Origin of the sequence: Candidatus Kinetoplastibacterium crithidii (ex Angomonas deanei ATCC 30255), from assembly GCF_000319225.1 — a bacterium.
Taxonomy (GTDB): Bacteria; Pseudomonadota; Gammaproteobacteria; order Burkholderiales; family Burkholderiaceae_B; genus Kinetoplastidibacterium; species Kinetoplastidibacterium crithidii_B.
Window position 1 is genome coordinate 444,534 of the sequence record NC_019815.1, and the last position, 19,028, is coordinate 463,561.

Annotated in this window: 17 protein-coding genes, 3 tRNA genes, 2 rRNA genes and 1 pseudogene; 6 read left to right on the forward strand and 17 right to left on the reverse strand. The window is 33.3% G+C overall.

The genetic code is table 11. The annotated features are described in order from the left end of the window. The 13 genes from ppa to CKCE_RS02075 form a co-directional block, all read right to left on the reverse strand. Positions 1-537 carry an inorganic diphosphatase gene (gene ppa / locus CKCE_RS02025; RefSeq protein ID WP_015238661.1) on the reverse strand — a complete coding sequence of 179 codons (537 nt, stop codon included), beginning with the start codon at positions 535-537 and terminating at the stop codon, positions 1-3. Positions 538-587: 50 nt separating this feature from the next. After that, positions 588-1,973: a heme biosynthesis protein HemY gene (locus CKCE_RS02030; protein WP_015389074.1), complete on the reverse strand. Its 1,386-nt coding sequence runs from the start codon at positions 1,971-1,973 to the stop codon at positions 588-590. Positions 1,974-1,987: 14 nt separating this feature from the next. Further along, positions 1,988-2,977: a uroporphyrinogen-III C-methyltransferase gene (locus CKCE_RS02035; RefSeq protein WP_225968697.1), complete on the reverse strand. Its 990-nt coding sequence runs from the start codon at positions 2,975-2,977 to the stop codon at positions 1,988-1,990. 61 nt (positions 2,978-3,038) lie between these two features. Next, entirely contained in the window at positions 3,039-3,620 is a 582-nt protein-coding gene (locus CKCE_RS02040) for a uroporphyrinogen-III synthase (RefSeq protein ID WP_081581875.1), read from the reverse strand. Further along, complete coding sequence (locus tag CKCE_RS04090) at positions 3,602-3,790, reverse strand: uroporphyrinogen-III synthase (RefSeq protein WP_420864528.1); 189 nt, start codon at positions 3,788-3,790, stop codon at positions 3,602-3,604. Before CKCE_RS04090 ends, CKCE_RS02040 begins: the two co-directional genes overlap by 19 nt. A gap of 96 nt (positions 3,791-3,886) precedes the next feature. Then, entirely contained in the window at positions 3,887-4,816 is a 930-nt protein-coding gene (hemC, locus tag CKCE_RS02045) for a hydroxymethylbilane synthase (protein ID WP_015238666.1), read from the reverse strand. Between the two features lie 10 nt (positions 4,817-4,826). Further along, positions 4,827-4,949 (reverse strand): hypothetical protein, encoded by a 123-nt coding sequence (locus CKCE_RS04070; RefSeq protein ID WP_263987851.1) that lies wholly within the window; start codon positions 4,947-4,949, stop codon positions 4,827-4,829. Positions 4,950-5,015: 66 nt separating this feature from the next. Continuing rightward, complete coding sequence (gene sucD / locus CKCE_RS02050) at positions 5,016-5,897, reverse strand: succinate--CoA ligase subunit alpha (RefSeq protein WP_015238667.1); 882 nt, start codon at positions 5,895-5,897, stop codon at positions 5,016-5,018. A gap of 26 nt (positions 5,898-5,923) precedes the next feature. Further along, on the reverse strand, positions 5,924-7,084 hold the full coding sequence (gene sucC, locus CKCE_RS02055) for an ADP-forming succinate--CoA ligase subunit beta (protein ID WP_015238668.1): 1,161 nt from the start codon (positions 7,082-7,084) through the stop codon (positions 5,924-5,926). Positions 7,085-7,369: 285 nt separating this feature from the next. After that, the gene (locus tag CKCE_RS02060; protein WP_015389072.1) at positions 7,370-7,813 is read right to left on the reverse strand and encodes a regulatory protein RecX; all 444 of its coding nucleotides are present in this window, start codon (positions 7,811-7,813) and stop codon (positions 7,370-7,372) included. Positions 7,814-7,855: 42 nt separating this feature from the next. Then, positions 7,856-8,914 carry a recombinase RecA gene (gene recA / locus CKCE_RS02065; RefSeq protein WP_015238670.1) on the reverse strand — a complete coding sequence of 353 codons (1,059 nt, stop codon included), beginning with the start codon at positions 8,912-8,914 and terminating at the stop codon, positions 7,856-7,858. A 144-nt stretch (positions 8,915-9,058) separates the two neighbouring features. Next, positions 9,059-10,327: an aspartate carbamoyltransferase gene (locus tag CKCE_RS02070; RefSeq protein WP_015389071.1), complete on the reverse strand. Its 1,269-nt coding sequence runs from the start codon at positions 10,325-10,327 to the stop codon at positions 9,059-9,061. 239 nt (positions 10,328-10,566) lie between these two features. Further along, positions 10,567-10,643: transfer RNA gene (locus CKCE_RS02075), tRNA-Met, on the reverse strand. 274 nt (positions 10,644-10,917) lie between these two features. Between CKCE_RS02075 and CKCE_RS02080 the strand changes: the two genes are divergently transcribed. The 6 genes and pseudogenes from CKCE_RS02080 to rlmH all read left to right on the forward strand — a co-directional run bounded on the left by CKCE_RS02080 (position 10,918) and on the right by rlmH (position 15,330). Beyond that, positions 10,918-11,646 carry a YebC/PmpR family DNA-binding transcriptional regulator gene (locus tag CKCE_RS02080; protein WP_015238672.1) on the forward strand — a complete coding sequence of 243 codons (729 nt, stop codon included), beginning with the start codon at positions 10,918-10,920 and terminating at the stop codon, positions 11,644-11,646. Between the two features lie 68 nt (positions 11,647-11,714). Further along, positions 11,715-13,004, forward strand: a complete 1,290-nt coding sequence (gene purD, locus CKCE_RS02085; RefSeq protein WP_015238673.1) for a phosphoribosylamine--glycine ligase — start codon at positions 11,715-11,717, stop codon at positions 13,002-13,004. A gap of 9 nt (positions 13,005-13,013) precedes the next feature. Further along, entirely contained in the window at positions 13,014-13,913 is a 900-nt protein-coding gene (gene hemF / locus CKCE_RS02090; RefSeq protein WP_015238674.1) for an oxygen-dependent coproporphyrinogen oxidase, read from the forward strand. Then, positions 13,910-14,503 carry a nicotinate (nicotinamide) nucleotide adenylyltransferase gene (gene nadD / locus CKCE_RS02095; RefSeq protein WP_015238675.1) on the forward strand — a complete coding sequence of 198 codons (594 nt, stop codon included), beginning with the start codon at positions 13,910-13,912 and terminating at the stop codon, positions 14,501-14,503. Before hemF ends, nadD begins: the two co-directional genes overlap by 4 nt. 18 nt (positions 14,504-14,521) lie before the next feature. After that, on the forward strand, positions 14,522-14,863 hold the full coding sequence (gene rsfS, locus CKCE_RS02100; RefSeq protein WP_015238676.1) for a ribosome silencing factor: 342 nt from the start codon (positions 14,522-14,524) through the stop codon (positions 14,861-14,863). 36 nt (positions 14,864-14,899) lie between these two features. Next, a pseudogene (rlmH, locus tag CKCE_RS02105) lies at positions 14,900-15,330 on the forward strand (23S rRNA (pseudouridine(1915)-N(3))-methyltransferase RlmH). 67 nt (positions 15,331-15,397) lie between these two features. Here rlmH and rrf read toward each other — a convergent pair. From rrf to CKCE_RS02125, 4 genes are all read right to left on the reverse strand, one after another. Then, positions 15,398-15,511 (reverse strand): 5S ribosomal RNA (gene rrf, locus CKCE_RS02110). A gap of 138 nt (positions 15,512-15,649) precedes the next feature. Next, positions 15,650-18,532 (reverse strand): 23S ribosomal RNA (locus CKCE_RS02115). 247 nt (positions 18,533-18,779) lie between these two features. After that, positions 18,780-18,855 (reverse strand) — tRNA-Ala (locus CKCE_RS02120). Positions 18,856-18,887: 32 nt separating this feature from the next. Further along, positions 18,888-18,964: transfer RNA gene (locus CKCE_RS02125), tRNA-Ile, on the reverse strand. Between the last annotated feature and the right edge of the window lie 64 nt (positions 18,965-19,028).

The window sequence follows — 19,028 nt, forward strand, 5'->3', positions numbered from 1 at the left end:
TCAGGGCTTTTTATGATTATAAGCAGATAAAGATCTCATCAACTCTGCGTGTGCAGACTCAATTCCTTTCCATCCAATTACTTTAACCCATTTCCCTTGTTCTAGATCTTTATAATGCTCAAAAAAATGTTTTATACGATTTAGATCATCTTTTTCTATATCTTCATAAGATTTTATCTTGCTATAAGGAGCATAAATTTTATTTACAGGTAAAGCTAAAATTTTAGCATCAAAACCAGATTCATCTTCCATCTCTAAAATACCTATAGCTCTACATCTGATAACAGAACCTATTTGCACAGGAAATGGAGTTATGACTAAAACATCAGATGGATCACCATCTTGTGATAAAGTATTGGGAACATAACCATAATTACATGGATAATGCATAGATGTAAGAATAAAACGATCAACAAAAATAACACCAGAATTCTTATCAACCTCATATTTAACCGGCATAGAATTCGCAGATATTTCTATCACAACATTAAATTCTTGTGGGTTTTTTTCACCTGAATCAATTTTATTTAAACTCATAAATATTTTCCTATAAGTCAATTAGTAACTATTCTATATATTTGATCAAACTATGATCTATCATTTTCTATATTATTATCAAAAACAGAAAATGGCATAGGAGCACTATCAAAATACTCATCCTCATCATCTCTTAGAGCATTACTAGAAAAATCAGCAGCTATTTGATCAGAAACATTTGTAATATTTATGTTATTAGCACCCAAAAATGATTCCTTTTCTAAAACAGGAACAACATACCCTGATATTAAAAGATATTTTTCCCAATGCAACACCATATCATCAGTTCTAGATAAATAGTCATACAAGCTAATTAGCAATAAATGTGGGTAAGGCTTATCTTCAATACTTAAGCTACGTAAAAGATATAATTCTGCTTGACCCCATAATTTATACTTCAAGCACAAAATACCTAATGCATTAAGTAAATCACAGTTGTTCTCATTTTTCTCTAACCACAATTCAATCTTTGCTATTCTTAAAGAAATCTGCTGTTCATCACAATTATTTGCATATTCATATATTAATCTTGGTTCTAATGAATTATTTATAGATCTTTCTAAAACTTTAGATGCTTCTTCATATTGATTAGCAGATGCTAAATACCTGGAAAAACACAATGATATTTTAGGGAATAAGCGTTCTTGTGATTTAAAATATTTCCATAATGGATAACATGATTCATTTTTTAGACTATATTCATTTATTAAATTTGCTCCTGCTTCATCTATAATCTCATTTAGATTAGAATGGAATTCACAATTTCGGTCTAAAAGCAATCTAGCAATATCTATAACTTTTGTATTTTCTCCCAACATAATATATATCTTAAGAGATAGTTCTAATACATTTAAATTATTTTCTCCAACTAAGGCATTAAGTTTCTTCAAAAAAACTAACGCTTTTTCAGGTGTTTTTTTTGCAATTAAAACCTTAATTTTCAAAACTAAGAACGCTTCTAATGAAGAAGGATCTGATTCAAAATAATTTAAAGAACCTTCTAAATCTCTCAAGCAATTGTCATGGTTTCCTATTGAAAAATTACTTTTTACTGACAGTATAAATAACAAGAATCTATCTTGGAAAGTAGAGCCATTCGTAAGTAAGTTAGAAAATATTTCATTAGATTCTGTGTATTTATCTTCTAAAAAAAATAATAAACCTTTTTTAAAAAGCCTATTTTCTTTATCAAGAATTCTATTTTTGTGCCAATTGCTAATCTTGTTTTTTATAGAAAATAAAAAAGATAAAATCTTAAATATGGCGTATAACGATAGAAGAAATATTAGCAACACAAAGCCTGCAGTGATTAAAGACATATTAAAATGCCAAGAGTCTATTATTACTGTTACTTCAGAAGAGTCATATTTTTTAAAAAAAATTGCAGTAACAATAATCAAAACAACTATACAAAACAATCGAAAATAATAAGACATATTTAGTTTATTTCCTAATTAAGATCATCCTTATGAAGAGAACTACGCAAACATTTCATACTATTCAATGTATCAGAAATATCTAACAAATCATTAAATAAAACAACATCATTAAAACAAGAAGCTATCTCTATTACATCAGAAATAAATTTTGAGTTCGGATCATAGTAGTTGGATACAATATCATTTATAACTTTAATATTGAAAGAGAACAAATCATACTGATGAGTTAACAAAGCAAACTTAGCCATTAATATTTGTTGCTGCAATATAATATGTACACTATCCTTCTTCAAAAAAGAATCATTCTTTATCCTATGAATCTTAATAGAACTAGCAATATTGTTATATACACATATTGAAGCATCTTTGACATAGGAAATAAAACTATTTAAATATGGAAAAGAAGTATTATTTTTATTTTTTTCTTCAATCAAAGGAATATTATTTTTATTAAAAAAATTATCACTATAAATACAATTATTTTTATAATTCAATAATTCTACTGATAAATCATATAATTTATTTAAAGAAACTAAATAAGTACTAATATCTATTGGCTGAATTTTTTTTAATTTATTAACATCATTATCAATACTGCTTCTTAAAGTATTAACTTGTTCATTCTCCTCAATTAAATCTAGACAAGATCTCGCTTTCTGCAAAAGGATAATAACTTTATTACAATCGCATGTAATTAATAAATATTGATTGGCCATATTCAGCAAAAGCTCTATATAATCTAATGATGAATCTTTTTTTGATGATGTTGTAATAAATTCATGAATTGAATTATATTTTTGCTCTAAAGCATCAAATGAATTATTAACTGATGTAATTAGTTTTCTATTTAAACTAATATTTTTTGATTCCATCAATTCCAATCTAGCAACTAAATCTTTTTCAATATTAGAAATATGAGACAGTTTCATAGCTAACAAAATAACAACTGAAGCTAATAGAAACATCCCAAATGAATATAAAATTATTTTAAAATAACGCATCTCTTTCTTCTAAGTAGTCAACATACACAAAGAAAACATTAGCACAATCTGAATAATATATTTAATCACTAGTAATAGCAAAAGAAATTGATTCTTCTACAGGGTCGCAAATTTTAATATTCAAATCTTTAAATCCTATACCTAAGAAACAACTTTCTAAAAATTCTTTAATTTTATAATGTATTACTATAAAAGAAGATTTTTCAAAAAATTCATTTTTATAAAAATGTTTTAAATTTAAAAAAAATGATGAAACAATTTCATTGCTAGTAAAAACCCAAATAACCTCTTTGGACTCACTATATATTTTACTAATGATAGATAATTGGCTACGCAGTAACAATTCTTTCTTTCTTAGATAAATAGGGCATATGTCTACAAAACATCCTGACTCTTTTAATTTATCTATTAACCAGTTTCTTCCACTAATACCTCTTACTACAAGAATTCTCTTTCTTAATAAAGAATAATTATGTTTTAATAATGCAAACAGTGATTCTGAATCATAGATGTTACCAAACTCATTTGGAAATAAAATTTGAATTTTATCTATATCGGAAACAATATATCTTGAATACATAAAAGCTTTAGCTGTAGCAGGCCCAACTGCAGCAGCTATTGAATTTAAAGGCCAAATTGATATTTTTTTTTTTCAAAAACTTCTTTTAAGTACAATCTAACAGCATTACCACTTACAAAAATCACAAAATCATAATTATTAGGCAAAAAAACTTCTTCGAATTTGTCTAAAGGAATAATTGATATCAAAGGAATAGAATAAACATTAACTCCTATTTTTTTATTTTTTTTGATAAGGAATCATTTAAACCATCAGGCCTTGTCAAGATAACTGATTTAGATAAAATCATAAAAAATGATAACAATATATAAAATTAAGATAGTTCAAATTTAAAAAGATAAAGAATTTAATATTTTATCTCCACCTTTAGACAAGATGTCATGAGCTAGGGCTTCACCTAAATCAGCAGCAGTACTGACTGGACCAAAAATTTCAGATTTAATAATATTATTTCCATCCACTGATGCGACTAATCCCTTTAAGAGCAAATTATTGCCTATCAAAGTTGCATATGCAGCTATAGGAAATTGGCATGACCCACCAAGCATTCTCAAAAACGATCTTTCAGCTGAAACACAAGCTGTAGTATCGACACAAGATAGCACACTTAATAAAGCACGCATATCATCCCGATCACTTCTAATTTGTAAACCTAACGCTCCTTGGGCAACCGCAGGCAAAATAACATCACTATCAATATATTGTTTTATGCGTGCATTATAACCTATACGTTTTAACCCAGCTGAAGCTAAAATAATGGCATCATAATCACCACTATCCAACTTATTTAGTCTCGTATCTAAATTGCCTCTAAGAGATTTAACTATTAACTCAGGGAATAAATTTTTTATTTGAGATTCCCTACGTAAACTTGACGTACCAATAACTGACCCAGGCATCAACTCATCCATAGAAAAACAAGTATTAGAAATAAAAGCATCTCTTGGATCTTCTCTATGCATGATACTACATATTTCTAAATCATTCTGGATATCTGCTGGTACATCTTTCATAGAGTGTACTGCTAAATCAGCAACATTATCTAACAAAGATTTTTCAATTTCTTTAACAAATAGACCCTTACCACCAATTTTTGAAAGACTTGTATCAAGAAACCTATCTCCTTTCGTAATAATTGTTAAAAGATCTACTGAATATTCTGGATAAAATAATAACAAATTATTACGAACATACTCAGCCTGCCAAAGTGCAAGCTTGCTTGCACGAGTTGCAATAACTATTTTTTTTGATAAAGACATCTATAGAATATTATGAAAAAAAATTGAAAATAATTTTGGCAATAACACCAAACATAGCCAGAATAAAAAGACTCTTTAATAATGGACGGCCAGAATGAAGTTTTCTTTTATAAGGACACTGATTTGTTTTCATAAACCACCCTAATATAGGCGAAGAGGCTAAACTTAATTATATGAGATTAGCCTCTAGAATAGATTATTACAAGACAGATTTTAAAAGCTTGCCCATTTCTGAAGGATCACGAGTAGTACGTATTCCACAACTTTCCATGACTTCTAGTTTAGCATCAGCAGTATCAGCACCACCTGAAATCAAAGCACCAGCGTGACCCATACGTTTACCTGCCGGAGCAGTAACACCAGCGATAAAACCAACAACTGGTTTTTTCATGTTATCCTTAGCCCATAAAGCAGCATTTACTTCATCTGGACCACCTATCTCACCTATCATAATAACAGCATCTGTATTAGGATCATCATTAAATAATTTCAAAACATCTATATGTTTTAACCCATTAATAGGATCACCACCAATACCAACTGCACTAGATTGTCCTAATCCTAATTCTGTAACCTGAGCTACAGCCTCATAAGTAAGCGTACCTGATCTACTTACAACTCCAATACGACCTTTACGATGTATATGGCCAGGCATTATACCTATTTTTATTTCATCAGGAGTAATTAAACCAGGACAATTAGGTCCAAGCAACAACGTTTTGCTATTAGAAGAAAACATCTTACTCTTGACTTCTAACATATCTTTTACAGGTATCCCTTCTGTAATACAAATTACTAAATCTAACTCTGCCTCAACTGCTTCCAAAATAGCAGAAGCAGCTCCAGCAGGAGGAACGTAAATTACAGAAACAGTAGCTCCAGTCTGTTTTTTTGCATCTTTTACAGAGGCAAAAATTGGAATACCTTCAAAATCTTCACCAGCTCTCTTTGGATTAACTCCAGCTACAAAAGCAGATTTACCATTTGCATACTCTCTACACATACGAGTATGAAACTGACCAGTTTTACCAGTAATACCTTGAGTTATAACCTTGGTATCTTTGTTTATCAAAATCGACATTTATAAATCCTTGGCAATTGTAATTATTATTTAACAGCAGCAACGACTTTGGTAGCAGCCTCAGCCATAGTATCTGCACTGATAATTGGCAAACCAGATTCAGACAACATTTTCTTGCCTAACTCTTCATTAGTTCCTTTCATTCTGACAACTAATGGAACTTTAAGGTCTACTGCTTTACAAGCTAATATTACACCTTCAGCAATAACATCACATCTCATAATTCCGCCAAAGATATTAACTAAAATAGCTTTCACTTCTTTATTTTTTAGCATTATTTTAAATGCTTCTGTTACTTTAGAAGCTGTAGCACCACCACCAACATCAAGAAAGTTAGCAGGTTCTCCACCAAACAGTTTAATAGTATCCATGGTAGCCATCGCCAAACCTGCCCCATTTACTAAACAACCTATATTTCCATCTAGCTGTATATAAGCAAGATCAAACTTACTAGCTTCTACTTCTGCTGGATCTTCTTCATCTAAATCACGATAGACAACAATATCAGGATGACGAAAAAGCGCATTAGCATCAAAATTAAACTTAGCATCCAATGAGACTATATTTCCGTCACCTGTCAAAATCAACGGGTTAACTTCAACCAATGATGCGTCAGTATCCCAATAAGCTTTATACAGTTTGATAAATTCTAAAGATGCTTTTTCAACTGATTGCTCTGGAACACCTATACTTCTTGCTAAATTTTTAGCTTCTTCATTAGTTAAACCAACTGTAGGGTCAACAAATACCTTTATTATTTTCTCAGGACTTTTTGCCGCTACTTCTTCTATGTCCATACCTCCTTCACTGGAAGCCATGACACAAATTCTTTGTGTTCCTCGATCAGTTACTATGCCAAAATAGTACTCTTTTCTTATGTCAGCACCTTCCTCAATTAATAAACGACGAACTTTTTGTCCTTGAGAACCTGTCTGGTGAGTTACAAGTTGCATACCCAATATTTCTGAGGATATTTTTTTTACTTCGTCTAAAGAACGTGCTAATTTAACTCCACCTCCTTTACCTCGACCTCCTGCATGAATTTGAGCCTTAACAACCCATACTGGACCACCAAGCTTTTCAGCAGCAGATATAGCTTCATCAATAGAAAACGCTGGAATGCCACGTGGTACAGTTACATTAAACCGTCTAAGCAGTTCTTTACCTTGATACTCGTGAATCTTCATGTATTACCTGTCTGAACTTAATTAAATGAGAAAAAAACGTTACTATCTGACTTCTTAAAAGTTTAGTAAACACCTAAATTTAAATTAAAAAAATCTAACAAAATATAAATGCAACAACAACATTACACAAAATAAGCAACAAAAAATCTGTTGCTATATTCTAACATGATAATAGAAAGAGACAAATCTACTTTTTTACAATAATTGTTAGATACTTTTGAATTATACAATAATTATAATTTATATATAAATATAAAAATATACGTTCAATTCAAAATAAAAAACTTATAAATCATATTTAGAATCATTTAAAACCTTATAAACTATTTCGTTAGAGAAACCACGTGAGGCTAAAAATCTAGCTTTTTTGCTATAAGAAACAGCTTGATTTGAATTGCTACCAAATTTTTTTTCACATAGAGATAATGCCCTATCAAAATCTGTTTCTTTAATTTCAGAAATATTTTTTTCTATAAGCTCTATATCTATACCATAAAATTTCATTTTCAAAAAAATAAATTGACTTCCATAATTGTTAATATACTTAGCTACTAATCGCTCTGAAAAAATCTCATCAGAAAGAAATTTCTTTTCTTTTAGAAGTTCAATTGTATAGTCTATCTCTGAGTGATCTTCACAAAATGACAGTAATTTTTTAGAAAGCTCATGGCAAGAGTAGTTTCTTTTGCTTAAAAGCTTTATAGCGATCGAAATTAGTTTTTTCTTCAAGAATGCATCTCAATAACAAAATTATAAATAATTTTAAATATATCAATCCACCTGTTTATCTTCTAAAGGCTTAGAAAGAGAACGATTTCCATGAATAAGATTTTCTCTGATGGAATCTTCAATTTCTTTAGATACATCAACATTTGCATTCAAAAATTCTCGAACAGTATCTTTACCTTGGCCAATTTTATTTCCTTTGTAACTATACCATGATCCTGATTTCTCAAGGAATCCATTTGTTACACCTAAATCAATAATTTCTCCTGCTCTTGATATACCTGTTCCATACATTATGTCAAACTCAGCTTGTTTAAAAGGAGGAGCTACTTTATTTTTTACTACTTTTACTCTTGTTTCACTGCCTACAACTTCATCACCTTTCTTAATAGAACCTACCCTTCTAATATCCAAACGAACAGACGCATAAAACTTTAAGGCATTACCTCCAGTAGTTGTCTCAGGACTACCAAACATTACACCTATTTTCATCCTTATTTGATTAATAAATATAACCATGCAATTAGTTCTTTTAATAGTTGCAGTCAGTTTCCTAAGAGCTTGGCTCATCAGTCTAGCCTGTAATCCAGGCAAAGAATCACCCATATCGCCCTCTATCTCAGCCTTAGGAACCAATGCAGCTACTGAGTCAATAACTATCAAGTCCACAGAACCAGATCTAACTAAAGCATCAGCAATTTCTAGAGCCTGTTCACCAGTATCTGGTTGCGAAACCAGCAAGTCAGAAAGCACAATTCCAAGCTTAGATGCATATTGAACATCTAACGCGTGTTCTGCATCAATAAAAGCACAAGTTCCGCCTATCTTTTGCATTTCAGCTATAACTTGTAATGTAAGAGTAGTCTTCCCAGAAGACTCTGGACCATAAATTTCTATAACACGACCTCTTGGTAAGCCGCCAACACCTAAAGCTATATCAAGGCCTAATGAACCAGTTGATATTACTTGAATATCATTCTGAACATCATTATCTCCATAACGCATTACAGAGCCTTTCCCAAATTGTTTTTCAATTTGAGAAATTGCAGCTGACAAAGCCTTGTCTTTATCAGATTTATCAACTTTAGTATTTTGTTCACTCATAAATAATCCTATAACACACCAATAATGGCACAATCAAAAAATTAACATAAATAATTAGTTGATGTCCTAGCCAGTTATCCATAAAGAAATAAACTTAAATCATACAAAATTACTATAACTTATAAAAAGTTTATGCTAAAAACTTTATAAATTATGAAATGCTGCATCAGCAAAACTAATATATACAGGACGACTCCACTCTACATCCCTTAAATTCCTATGTACGATATTTTCCACACCAAGAAGAATAGCAAAAATAGCCATCCTAACCGGTATGCCATTATCAGATTGCCTAAAAATTGCCAAACGATCGTCATTATTCAAGTCTGTACTAAGATCATTTGATCCTACATTACTATCTCTTGGTAATGGGTGCATTATGATAGTATCTTTATTACAAAAAGCATTTATCTTCTCACTGTTAATATGAAAATCACTTTCATATCGAAATTCAAATTCAGATTCAAATCTTTCTTTTTGAACTCTAGTAGCATATACAACATCTGCGCCACTCAATCCTTTTTTTACAGAAGACTCAACACTCACAATATTACCATTTCTAGAAGCATAATTTATAATGCTCTCAGGCATTTCTAAGCCAATAGGAGAAACTAATGAAATTTTTAAATTTTTATACAAAGATAGTAGTTTGATCAAAGAATGCACAGTTCTACCATACTTTAAGTCACCAATCAAAGATATATGAGCACCATCCAATGATTTATTTAATCTGCTAAATTCGTTCTTTATTGTATATAAATCAAGTAAAGCTTGACTAGGATGCTCACCAGGACCATCACCGCCGTTTATAATAGGAATATTAGATGCTCTAGCAAACTCTGAAACAGAACCACGATCAGGGTGACGAACAACCATTATATCAACATAACCAGCAATTACCCTACTAGTATCATAGATAGACTCGCCTTTAGCCATAGAAGAAAAAGTAAAACCAGTTGTATCACATACGGAACCACCTAGCCTACAAAAAGCTGTTCCAAAACTAACTCTAGTACGAGTACTGGCTTCAAAAAAAAGATTTCCTAAAACGGCTCCTTCCAAAACTCTGGAAATTTTTTTACGACGAGCTATTGGTACCATTAAATCAGCAATGGAGAATACTTCTTCTATTGAATCACGATCAAATTGCTCTACTGACAAAAGATGATTTTTACCAAAGAAAGAAATTTTATTTCGCAAAGGAAGATTGTATACACCAGATAAAGAATTTTTTTCAATAAACTCAGATATATAATTAAAAACACCATTAGGCATAGGTGTATATTCTGTACTTAGACTAGAAGCAAACCAAGAATTTAAAATCTTGCCATTTACTCCCAAATAGGCAGCAAGATTCTCTTTCTTAAAACCAAATTTATCCATCATTTCTTGTAAAAGCATTTGCTGAGACATATTAGACATTACAAATAACCTCATTAACATTGATATATAGCTTTAAATCAAAGATTTAAATTTAAAAAGTAACATAAAACATGATTTTATATCTCTTTTACAAAAAACAATAATAAAGAAAATTATGTCTATAACAGAAAAACAAATTTATGCCCACCAATCTATAAAAGAATGAACAATATAAAAATCAACTACGATGTAAGACAGGAAGAATTTTGAAGACCTAGTAGATATTATCATGGTTGCGGGGGCAGGATTTGAACCTACGACCTTCGGGTTATGAGCCCGACGAGCTTCCAGACTGCTCCACCCCGCTACTGATTTTTTGATTATATACGTTGTAAGTAATTAATACAATACAATACAATAAATATATTTTTTATATTACATTGTTTTTGCAACAAATATTTATATTTAATAAAATTCAAATTGTTATAATTAACTTAGATAACAATTAATAATAGTCAATAAATAACACTAAAGTAACACTCAATTAAATCTTGAGTGCTTTTTTGCATATGACTAAAAACTAAGCAAATATGTTATATCTTATTTTATATATTGTGTTTATTAAATTTTACAGGTGAACTATGGCAGGACATAGTAAATGGGCTAATATTCAACATCGAAAAAACCGACAAGATGAAAGGAAAAGCCGTTTATGGACTAAAATAATCAGAGAAATAACCGTATCTGCAAAAAATGGCGGACCAGATCCAGATACAAATCCACAATTAAGATCTTCCCTGGAAAAGGCATCTAATGCAAATATTCCAAAGGAAAATATAAATAGAGCAATTCATAAAGGATCAAAAGAGTCTGATACTGTAAAATATGAAGAAATTTATTATGAAGGATATGGAATTAATGGTTCTGCTATCATTGCTTACGCAATGACGGATAATAGGACTAAGACAGCGTCAGAAGTTCGTCATGTTTTTACAAAAAATAATGGTAATTTAGGACAAGACGGATCTGTGTCTTTCTTGTTCAAAAAATATGGACGATTTATTTTTCCAGCAGGACACAATCCAGAAGAAATATTTGAAACAGCATTAAACTTTAATGTAGAAGAAATAGAAACATTAGAAGATGCTTCTATAGAAGTATTGTGTGAAATAGAATATTGTACTGAGTTATATAACCTTTTTAAAAGTAAATTTAACGAACTAAAATTTAGTAATGATATAATAATGAAGCCTTTAAGCTTGGTTCATCTCAACCAAGAAGAATCAATAAAAATGAATAAATTGCTTTTAGATTTAGAAAATTTGGAGGATATACAATCTACATATACCAATGCCATCTTAACAAGTTAAAACAATACACTACATTGTTATAGAACAATGATTTCTAAATAATCTTAATTAAAAAGCGCGAAAAAAAAATGAAAATATTAATAATTGGTTCTGGTGGTCGTGAACATGCTTTGGCATGGAAAATAGCTCAATCTTCAAAAACGACACAAGTATATGTAGCTCCTGGAAATGGAGGAACATCAAATGCAAATAATATAAAAAATATTCAAATCGAAAATATAGATGAATTAGCAAAATTCGCAGAAGAAAATAATATAAAAATGACCATTGTTGGCCCTGAAGTTCCTTTGGCAGAGGGTATCGTAGATAAGTTCATGAGTAAAGACTTACGAATATTTGGCCCAACAAAATCTGCTGCTAGACTAGAAAGCTCTAAAAAATTCGCTAAAGACTTTATGTCTCGCCACAGTATACCTACAGCTAAATATGCCACTTTTACTAACATAGAAGAGGCTATTTCCTACTTAGAAACAGAAGGAGCCCCTATTGTTATAAAAGCAGATGGATTAGCTTCTGGAAAAGGGGTTGTTGTGGCTGAAACCTTAGAAGAAGCTAAGGAAGCAGTAATTGATATGATTAGCAAAAAAAATGTTAATAAACTAATAATTGAAGAGTACTTAACTGGAGAAGAAGCATCCTTTATTGTAATGTCAGATGGTATAAACATCATGCCTTTAGCCACAAGTCAAGATCATAAAAGACTCAAGGATGGTGATCAAGGTCCTAATACTGGAGGCATGGGTGCTTATTCACCTGCCAACATAGTAACTCCAGATCTTCATAATAGAATTATGAAAGAAATTATCGTGCCTACTATTCAAGGAATGGCGAAAGATGGAATTCCATATACTGGATTTCTTTATGCTGGTGTAATGATATCTCCCGGAGAAAACCCTGAACGACCAATAAAAACATTAGAATTCAACTGTAGAATGGGAGATCCTGAAACACAACCAATTATGATGAGAATGAAAAGTGATTTTGTTGATGTCCTTGAACATGCTCTAAATGGCTCATTAGATAAAGCTGAGATTATATGGGATAGAAGAGTTGCATTAGGTGTTGTTCTTGCTTCTTATAATTACCCTGAATCTCCAAGAAAAAACGACATCATTAATGGGATACCTAATGATAAAGAAGATTGCATCACATTTCATGCTGCAACCAAAATTTCTTCTGGAAAATATAAAACTGATGGCGGACGTGTGTTATGCGTAACCACATTAGGAGATTCTGTTAGAATAGCTAGAGAAACTGCTTACAAAGTGATATCAAATATTACATTTGATGGTATGCAATACAGATCTGATATAGGATGGAGATCACTAAAATCTAACTCATCTAATAAATCTGGCTAAAGGAAATTTATGCAAATTCATAGAAATTTTAAAACAAAAGAATATTTCACTTCTTTACAAAAAAATATAGTGTCTTCTTTAGAAGAAATTGAATGTCAAAAATTTCTATATGATCCTTGGAATAATGACAAAGGAGAAGGATTATCTTGCTTAATAGAAAATGGAAAAGTCTTTGAAAGAGCAGCTGTTCTATTTAGCAATATGAAAGGAGATAAATTACCACCAACAGCAAGTGAAAAAAAACCTGATTTACATGATGCTAAATGGGAAGCAATGGGTGTTTCTCTTGTAATTCACCCTAAAAACCCTTATGTTCCAACAACCCATATGAATGTAAGGTTATTTATGGCAAAAAATCATCATGGCAATGATGTTTTTTGGTTTGGTGGAGGCATGGATCTAACTCCATATTATGTTTTTGAAGAAGATGCAAAACATTTTCATACAATTTGTTACCAGTCGCTCAAACCATTCGGAAGTAATTTTTATAAAAACTATAAGAATTGGTGTGATAAATATTTCTTCATAAAACATAGAAATGAAGCTAGAGGTATTGGAGGTATATTCTTTGATGATTTGAATGAGCCAGATTTCGCAACATCATTTAACATTGTAAAATCAGTTGGAGATAACTTTGTTAATGCATATTTACCAATAGTAAAAAAACGTAACAATATAGAATATAGTGAAAAAGAAAGAGAATTTCAATTATATAGAAGAAGCAGATATGTTGAATTCAATTTAATCTATGATAGAGGAACGTCATTTGGTTTGCAATCAGAAGGCAGAACTGAATCAATTTTATTATCAATGCCTCCAACAGTTAAATGGCAGTATAACTACAATCCATCTAAAGAAACCCCAGAATTTCTATTAAATAAATATCTTCATCCAAGAGAATGGTTATGAAAAAAGTAGGATTGTTAGGTGGAGGATTTGATCCTATACATATTTCCCATATTGATATAGCTAACCTTGCATTAGAGGCATTACATTTGGATGAAATACACCTAATTCCAACTGGAATATCTGGACAAAAACAATCTTTCTATGCATCAAAAATAGAAAGATTAGATATGCTTAGACTAGCTATAAATGATTCTAAAAATAACAAAATTAAGATAAATGAAATAGAAATAAAAAAAGATGAAATAAGCTATACCATAGAAACAATAAAAAAAATACCAGAAAATAATATTTATACTCTTATATTAGGATCTGACCAATTAAATAATTTTTCCAGTTGGAATAAATGGCAAGATATTTTAGACATAGTAAATATAGCTATAGCACCAAGATATAATCATCCAATACTAATACCAGAAATAGTATTAGAAAAGTTAAACCAAAACAAAAAAAGCATTACAATAATACCATTAAAACCAAGTAATATTTCTTCTACATATATAAGAAAATGCATAAAAACTTCTATCAATGCTAGTAATTTACTAAATCATAAAGTATTAAAATATATTATAGAAAATAATCTATATAAATAATAATTATTTATTTCAACTATGAACGACGAAATCACAAAATTAGAGAACTGCGTTATATCATTATTAAATGATTTTAAAGCTAAAGATATAAAAATTATCAACACATCAAAATCAACAGCATTGTTTGATAAGATCATAATAGCTACTGCTACTTCTAATACACATGCTAGAGCAATAGCGCTAAACACCTCTAAACTACAAAAAACCTTCAAATATAAAAAGATTAAAGGTCATATTGAAGGAATAGACAATGGAGAATGGATTGTTATTGATCTAAATTACATAATAGTTCACATAATGCAAACAAGCATAAGAAATTTCTACAATTTAGAAGATTATTGGAATAATATAACATTATAAATGATAAAAATTACAATAATAACAGTAAGTGGTAATATGCCCAAAGCAATTAGTTCTATTTGGGAAGAATATAAAAAAAGAATTAACAAAAATTATCGAATAGAACTAAAAGAAATAAAACCAGAGCAAAGAAATAAAAATAAAACCACTATTCAATCAATATTAGAAGAAGGTAAAAGAATAGTTTTAGCTATACCTCATAACTCTTATATAATTGCCCTTGATGAAAAAGGTGAAGATTATGACACAAGAAGTTTTGCTATGTACTTTAATAACATATCTGGAAAAGATATAACATTTATTATAGGTGGAGCTGATGGGCTTGATGAAAGTGTAAAAAAAATATGCAACAAAAAATAAAACTATCTTCTCTAACATTCCCACATCATATGGTAAAAATTATACTAATAGAACAACTATACAGAGTATATAGCATATTAAATAATCATCCATATCATAGAGATTAATTATTAAGAATTAATTTTAGATACAAAAAAACCCTACAGACTCTTATCTGTAGGGTTTTAAATAAAAGCCTGACGATAACCTACTTTCACAGACTAAAAGTCTACTATCATCGGCGCAAAGGCGTTTAACTGTCCTGTTCGAGATGGGAAGGAGTGGAACAACCTTGCTATAGTCATCAGGCATAACCTGTACGCTGTTTGTCTACAAAATAACAAACATAAAAATAATCTAAGAAGAAGCAACAAAAATATAAATTAGGATGTAACCACATTAATTAATATCATAACATATAATTATCTCAATAACCTGTAGAGTTATAGGATCAAGCCTCACGGGCAATTAGTATCGGTTAGCTTAATACATTACTGCACTTACACACCCGACCTATCAACGTCCTAGTCTTGAACGACCCTTTAGGGGGATCTAGTCCCCGGGATACCTTATCTTCAGACGAGTTTCCCGCTTAGATGCCTTCAGCGGTTATCTCTTCCGTACTTAGCTACCCGGCTATGCCATTGGCATGACAACCGGTACACCAGAGGTACGTCCACTCCGGTCCTCTCGTACTAGGAGCAGGCTCTGTCAAGTATCCAACGCCCACGGCAGATAGGGACCAAACTGTCTCACGACGTTTTAAACCCAGCTCACGTACCTCTTTAAATGGCGAACAGCCATACCCTTGGGACCGACTACAGCCCCAGGATGAGATGAGCCGACATCGAGGTGCCAAACACCGCCGTCGATATGAACTCTTGGGCGGTATCAGCCTGTTATCCCCAGAGTACCTTTTATCCGTTGAGCGATGGCCCTTCCATTCAGAACCACCGGATCACTATGTCCTGCTTTCGCATCTGTTCGACGTGTCAGTCTCACAGTTAAGCACGCTTATGCCATTGCACTAACAGCACGATTTCCGACCGTACCTAGCGTACCTTAGAACTCCTCCGTTACTCTTTAGGAGGAGACCGCCCCAGTCAAACTGCCCACCATGCACTGTCCCAAATCCGGATAACGGATCAAGGTTAGAATCGCAAACAATCCAGGGTGGTATTTCAAGGTTGGCTCCACATAACCTAGCGGTTATGCTTCAAAGCCTCCCACCTATCCTACACAAGATTATTCACAACCCAATGCAAAGCTACAGTAAAGGTTCATGGGGTCTTTCCGTCTAGCCGCGGGTAGATTGCATCATCACAAACACTTCAACTTCGCTGAGTCTCAGGAGGAGACAGTGTGGCCATCGTTACGCCATTCGTGCAGGTCGGAACTTACCCGACAAGGAATTTCGCTACCTTAGGACCGTTATAGTTACGGCCGCCGTTTACCGGGGCTTCGATCAAGAGCTTGCACCCCATCACTTAACCTTCCGGCACCGGGCAGGCGTCACACCCTATACGTCGACTTTCGTCTTTGCAGAGTGCTATGTTTTTAATAAACAGTCGCAGCCACCGATTATCTGCGGCCTCTTCATGCTTTGAGCGCAAGCTCATCACAATAATGAGGCATACCTTCTCCCGAAGTTACGGTATCAATTTGCCGAGTTCCTTCTCCTGAGTTCTCTCAAGCGCCTTAGAATATTCATCCCGTCCACCTGTGTCGGTTTGCGGTACGGTCTTGTACAGCTGAAGCTTAGAGGCTTTTCTTGGAACCACTTCCAATCACTTCGCGAAATATATCCGCTCGTGCCACACCCTCGAATTACGTGACCGGATTTTCCTAATCACCTTCTATAATGCAGCAACAGGGAATATCCAACACCCTGATGATCTTCCACGATCCGTCCCCCCATCGCACTGTACAATGGTACTGGAATATTAACCAGTTTCCCATCAGCTACGCATCTCTGCCTCGCCTTAGGGGCCGACTCACCCTGCGCCGATGAACGTTGCGCAGGAAACCTTGGACTTACGGCGAGGAGGCTTTTCACCTCCTTTATCGCTACTCATGTCAGCATTCGCACTTCTGATACCTCCAGCAGCCTTTACAAGCCACCTTCACAGGCTTACAGAACGCTCTCCTACCGCGTGTAATAAAACACGCCCGCAGCTTCGGTTTATTGCTTAGCCCCGTTACATCTTCCGCGCAGGACGACTCGATCAGTGAGCTATTACGCTTTCTTTAAAGGATGGCTGCTTCTAAGCCAACCTCCTGACTGTCTATGCCTTCCCACTTCGTTTCCCACTTAGCAATAATTTGGGACCTTAGCTGGCGGTCTGGGTTGTTTCCCTTTTGAGTCCGGACGTTAGCACCCGGTGCTCTGTCTCCCACGCTGTACTTGTACGTATTCGGAGTTTGCCATAGTTTGGTAAGTCGCCATGACCCCCTAGCTATAACAGTGCTCTACCCCATACAGTAATACGTGAGGCACTACCTAAATAGTTTTCGGAGAGAACCAGCTATTTCCAGATTTGTTTAGCCTTTCACCCCTATCCACAGCTCATCCCCTAATTTTTCAACATTAGTGGGTTCGGTCCTTCAGCACGTGTTACCGTGCCTTCAACCTGGCCATGGATAGATCATCTGGTTTCGGGTCTACACCCAGCGACTAAATCGCCCTATTCGGACTCGCTTTCGCTACGCCTCCCCTATTTGGTTAAGCTTGCCACTGAATGTAAGTCGCTGACCCATTATACAAAAGGTACGCAGTCACGGAATAAATCCGCTCCTACTGTTTGTATGCATACGGTTTCAGGATCTATTTCACTCCCCTCCCGGGGTTCTTTTCGCCTTTCCCTCACGGTACTGGTTCACTATCGGTCGATCACGAGTATTTAGCCTTGGAGGATGGTCCCCCCATATTCAAACAGGATTTCGCGTGTCCCGCCCTACTTTTCTTACGCTTAGTTCCACATCAAAGATTTCGTCTACAGGGCTATCACCTACTATGGCAAAGATTTCCATCTTTTTCGACTATCAATAACGCTATAACGTAAAGGCTGATCCGATTTCGCTCGCCACTACTTTCGGAATCTCGGTTGATTTCTTTTCCTCGAGTTACTTAGATGTTTCAGTTCACCCGGTTCGCTTCTACTGACCTATATATTCAGTCAGTGATACCCTCTTAAGAGGGTGGGTTTCCCCATTCGGACATCTGCGGATCAAAGTTTGTTTTCTAACTCCCCGCAGCTTTTCGCAAGATACTACGTCCTTCATCGCCTGTGATCGCCAAGGCATCCACCATATGCACTTATTCACTTGATCCTATAACACTAAAGGCTATATGAATTAAAGTTAACTACATGTTTGTGCTGTTCATAAATATTCTAAAGATTTTACTCTCAAAGAACATAATTATAATTAATGCAATCACAACCCTAATCGTATAGATTATACAAAATGTAAAATCTATACATATTTATGTTGCGTCTCTTCTAGATTTTTAAAGAACAATCAGCTAATAAAACTTAATTTTTAAACTTGAAACAAGCCTAAAAATTAAATTCTAAATTGGTGGAGGTGAACGGGATCGAACCGATGACCTCCTGCTTGCAAAGCAGGCGCTCTCCCAATTGAGCTACACCCCCATAGTACCACAGAAAGGTATTACTCAAACAGATGGTGGGTCTGGTTGGACTTGAACCAACGACCCCCGCCTTATCAAGACGGTGCTCTAACCAGCTGAGCTACAGACCCATGCATTTATAGGGTTAGCATAACTTTGGGCAAACCCCAATGAAGAATCTGTCGCAACCCTGCT